The organism is Pedobacter sp. (assembly GCF_045628745.1).
Classification (GTDB): Bacteria; Bacteroidota; Bacteroidia; order Sphingobacteriales; family Sphingobacteriaceae; genus Pedobacter.
On sequence record NZ_JAZQPU010000270.1, the window covers coordinates 1 to 4,212 of the forward strand.

General features: G+C 39.0%; 3 protein-coding genes. 2 read left to right on the forward strand and 1 reads right to left on the reverse strand.

What is annotated here, in order from left to right:
- Positions 1-381, forward strand: a 381-nt coding sequence (locus ACR2F7_RS10230) for a nuclear transport factor 2 family protein (RefSeq protein WP_432713472.1), incomplete at its 5' end; no start/stop codon positions are given.
- A 93-nt stretch (positions 382-474) separates the two neighbouring features.
- Here the strand turns inward: ACR2F7_RS10230 and ACR2F7_RS10235 are convergent.
- Complete coding sequence (locus ACR2F7_RS10235; protein WP_432713473.1) at positions 475-3,141, reverse strand: valine--tRNA ligase; 2,667 nt, start codon at positions 3,139-3,141, stop codon at positions 475-477.
- 463 nt (positions 3,142-3,604) lie between these two features.
- On the opposite strand from ACR2F7_RS10235, the gene ACR2F7_RS10240 reads away from it, so the two are divergent.
- Entirely contained in the window at positions 3,605-4,141 is a 537-nt protein-coding gene (locus ACR2F7_RS10240; protein ID WP_432713474.1) for a hypothetical protein, read from the forward strand.
- Positions 4,142-4,212: the final 71 nt, after the last annotated feature.

A 4,212-nucleotide genomic window follows, 5' to 3' on the forward strand; every position in this document is an offset into this window, starting at 1 on the left:
AGTTATATGAATACTTTGATAACAGAAAGCAGCATCCTTGCACAGGAACAAAAACTTTATAGCGCCATTAAAGGTGGAAATATCATTTTGCTGGATGAACTCCTGCACGATGATTTATTGTTCATTGTCCCAAGTGGTGAAGTAATCACTAAAAAGATGGATATCGACACTTATCGAGATGGGAAATTAAAAATTAGTGAACTTCTTCCCAAAGCTGAAAATTTGAATATTATCAGTGACATAGCTGTTGTTACAGTAATAATGGAGATCAAGGGGGAATTTAATCAGGTGCCATTTGAAGCAAAATATCGCTATATCCGATTTTGGAAACAATTTGATGATAGCGTTAAAGTTATAGGAGGAAGTGGAATAGCTATTTAATCTGCAATTGTTCAAGCCTTAAAAAAGGCAACAAAAAAAAGTCGTTATGCCCTTTCAGGTCACAACGACTTTTCTTAGCCCATTACAGCTTTTCTAGCCTTTTAAAGCTTGCAGGTTTTCTTCAATAATCTTGATCTTCCCTTCAGCATCAGCTTTTTTATTTTTTTCATTCTCTACCACTTCAGGTTTTGCATTTTGCACAAAACGTTCGTTGCCTAACTTGGCATCTACAGATTTTAAGAAACCCTGTAAATAGGTAAGTTCCGTTTTTAAACGGTCAATTTCTGCATCAACGTCAATTTCTTCGTTCAGCAAGATGAAGAACTCATCATTGCCCACCATAAAACTCACTGCACCAGAGATTTTATCGTTTACAAACTCCACCTCGCTGATATTAGCCAGTTTAAAGATGATGTTCAGCCATTTATCATAATCAAGGTTAGAGTTAACTTTGATGCTCAATGGCAAAGCTTCTTTTGGAGAAAGCTGTTTAGTATTTCTTACATTTCTAATTTCCGCAACCACTTGTTTAACCACTTCCACTTCTTTAAGCACCTGCGGTTCAGCAGCTTCAAAAGTAGGGTAAGTAGCAACAATGATACAGTCCATTTCACCTTTTTCGCCGAAAAGCTCATCATGCCATAGTTCTTCCGTTAAGAAAGGCATGAAAGGATGCAACAGTTTTAAAATTCTTTCAAAGAAACCAATGGTTACTTTCAACGTTGCTGCATCAATGGGGTGTTGGTAAACAGGTTTAACCATCTCCAGGTACCAGGCACAGAAATCATCCCATACCAATTTATAGGTGATCATCAAGGCTTCAGATAAGCGGTATTGCTTAAAGTTGGCTTCAATTTCTGAAAGCGCTTCATTGAAACGGTTTTCAAACCAGGTGATTGCCTGTTGATTAGGATTTTCCAGATTTTCATCTACTTCCCATCCTTTCACCAAACGGAAAGCATTCCACACCTTATTGGCGAAGTTTCTTCCCTGCTCGCAATAGCTTTCATCAAACATGAGGTCATTTCCTGCAGGCGAGCATAACAACATGCCCACACGAACACCATCAGCACCATATTTTTCAATCAGACCAATAGGATCAGGAGAATTACCCAATGATTTAGACATTTTTCTGCCTAATTTATCTCTTACAATACCGGTAAGGTAAACATTGGTGAAAGGTTTTTTGCCCATAAATTCATGACCGGCCATGATCATTCTGGCTACCCAGAAGAACAAGATCTCTGGTGCGGTAACCAGGTCATTGGTAGGGTAATAGTAATTGATATCTGGATTGCCAGGGTTTTTTAAGCCATCAAACACAGAGATAGGCCATAACCACGATGAAAACCAGGTATCCATTACATCTGGATCTTGTTTTACGAACGGTGCAAGCTGATTTTTAAATCCTGCTTTTTCCTCTGCTGTAAACACCTTGTCTATATCTTTTTGTAAAAGAAACTCTTCAAGCGCCTCTTCTTTTGTTTTAGCTACTACCCAGTTGCCCTGGTTGTCATACCATGCAGGAATTTGTTGTCCCCACCATAGTTGTCTGCTGATATTCCAGTCGCGTACATTTTCCATCCAGTGACGGTAAGTGTTGCCAAATTTCTCCGGAATAAGGTTAACCTCACCGGTCAACACATCTTCCAAAGCAGGTTTTGCCATTTCATCCATCTTACAAAACCACTGCATAGAAAGTTTAGGCTCTATGGCAGCATCTGTACGTTCAGAAAAACCTACCTGTGATTTGTAGTCTTCAACTTTATCAAGGTGACCAGCTTCATCCAACAGCTTAGCAATTTTCTTTCTGGCGATGAACCTGTCCTCACCTACTAAAATTACAGCAAGTTCATTTAAAGTACCATCATCATTCAAAATATCTGTTACCGGCAATTTATGACGTACACCTAGTTCATAATCATTTAAATCATGCGCAGGGGTAACTTTTAAACAACCTGTACCAAAGTCCATCGTTACATAATCATCTTCGATGATCGGGATTTCCCTGTTGATTAAAGGAATAAATACCTTTTTACCTTTAAGGTGTGTATAGCGCTCATCATTAGGGTTAATACAGATGGCTGCATCGGCCATAATAGTTTCCGGACGGGTAGTTGCAATCGTTAGATAATCTTCCGTTCCAGAAATTGTATATTTAATATAATAGAGTTTTTGATTAACCTCTTTACGGATCACTTCTTCATCAGAAACAGCGGTTTTTCCTGCAGGATCCCAGTTGACCATACGGATACCTCTGTAAATCCATCCTTTTTTGTAAAGGTGAATAAAGCTGTCGATCACAGAATCTGAAAGATCATCTTCCATGGTAAACCTTGTGCGGTCCCAATCGCAGCTGGCACCCAGTTTTTTCAACTGCTCTAAAATGATCCCACCGTATTTATCTTTCCATTCAAAAGCATATTTCATGAACTCCTCACGGCTAAGATCGGCTTTGTTGATACCCTGCTCTTTGAGCATGGCCACAACTTTTGCTTCTGTAGCAATAGAGGCATGGTCAGTTCCGGGCACCCAGCAGGCATTTTTACCTTGCATACGTGCTTTACGGATCAATACATCCTGAATGGTATTGTTTAACATGTGCCCCATGTGCAACACACCGGTTACATTTGGCGGAGGGATAACGATGGTATAAGGTTCACGCTCATCAGGTTCCGAATGAAAGAACTTTTTTTCAAGCCAGTAACTGTACCATTTATCTTCGGTTGCTGCAGGATCGTATTTTGTAGAAATGCTCATTTATATAAGGGGGAAATAAATATAACGGTATGAGGACAGCAAGATTTTTGCTATCCTCCCACAAATTTAGCGTTTCTAGCCTATATAATGAAAACATCATTTGCCTTTTCCACAGGTCCATATAATAATAATTCGCAATAATCACACAATAAATTATGTTAAAAAAGGTTAATACTGTATAAATTCTATGGTTATGAAATCGCTAAAAGTATTAACAATCACAGGACATCTCTTCAGGAAACTGAGTTTAACCAGGCTCTATTATTGGTTCAACAAGTAAAATTTTTATTACGCTAATTATTGTTTTTTATTGGTAATGAAGCGATCATGTGCAGTTTCACCAATACCTGCCCTGATTTTATTAAAAACAGCCTATAGTATCTATATAATTTCTTAAATTTATCTTTTAGAGATGCATGGCATCGATGCCCTGCACCTATCTTTCAATAAATAAATTTAATAAATGAAAATACAAGAACTGAAAGGCTATTTTGCAGTCTTAGGTATAATGGCTGCCAGTTATTCGGCATCTGCTCAGGTACCAACCAAATTAATAGATCCTGCAAACATGGATCTCAGCGTAAAGCCGGGAGATGATTTTTACCAATATGCAAGTGGCACCTGGATCAAAAATAATCCTGTACCTGCCAAAGAAACACGTTGGGGAAGTTTCAATGTATTGCGTGATTTCAATATCAATGCGGTAAAAGGTTTAGTAGAAGAAGCCGCAGCCGATAAAGCTGCCCCTGCTGGATCGTTGAAAAGACGTGTAGGCGACTTTTACACGGCTGCAATGGACAGTGCAACAATAGAAAAGTTAGGTTATACGCCTATTAAAGCTGATTTAGCGAGGGTAGCAAATATCAAAGACCTTAAGGGAATCATCAACGAAGTCATCTACATGCGTACTGCAGGTATTGGAAGCCCTATATTTGGTTTCTACGTTGACCAGGATGAAAAAAATGTTACATCCTCATCGTCGATTTCAGAACCGAGGTAGGCATCAGTAATCGCGCGTTCTTCGTCTCCCTCGGCCTCTTGTCTGGCGGGCTTCACGTATCGCTTCTTGAT

Coding starts and splice junctions, on each gene's coding strand:
- ACR2F7_RS10235 (WP_432713473.1), bottom strand. CDS start 3,141: ATGAGCATTTCTACAAAATACGATCCTGCAGCAACCGAAGATAAATGG.
- ACR2F7_RS10240 (WP_432713474.1), top strand. CDS start 3,605: ATGAAAATACAAGAACTGAAAGGCTATTTTGCAGTCTTAGGTATAATG.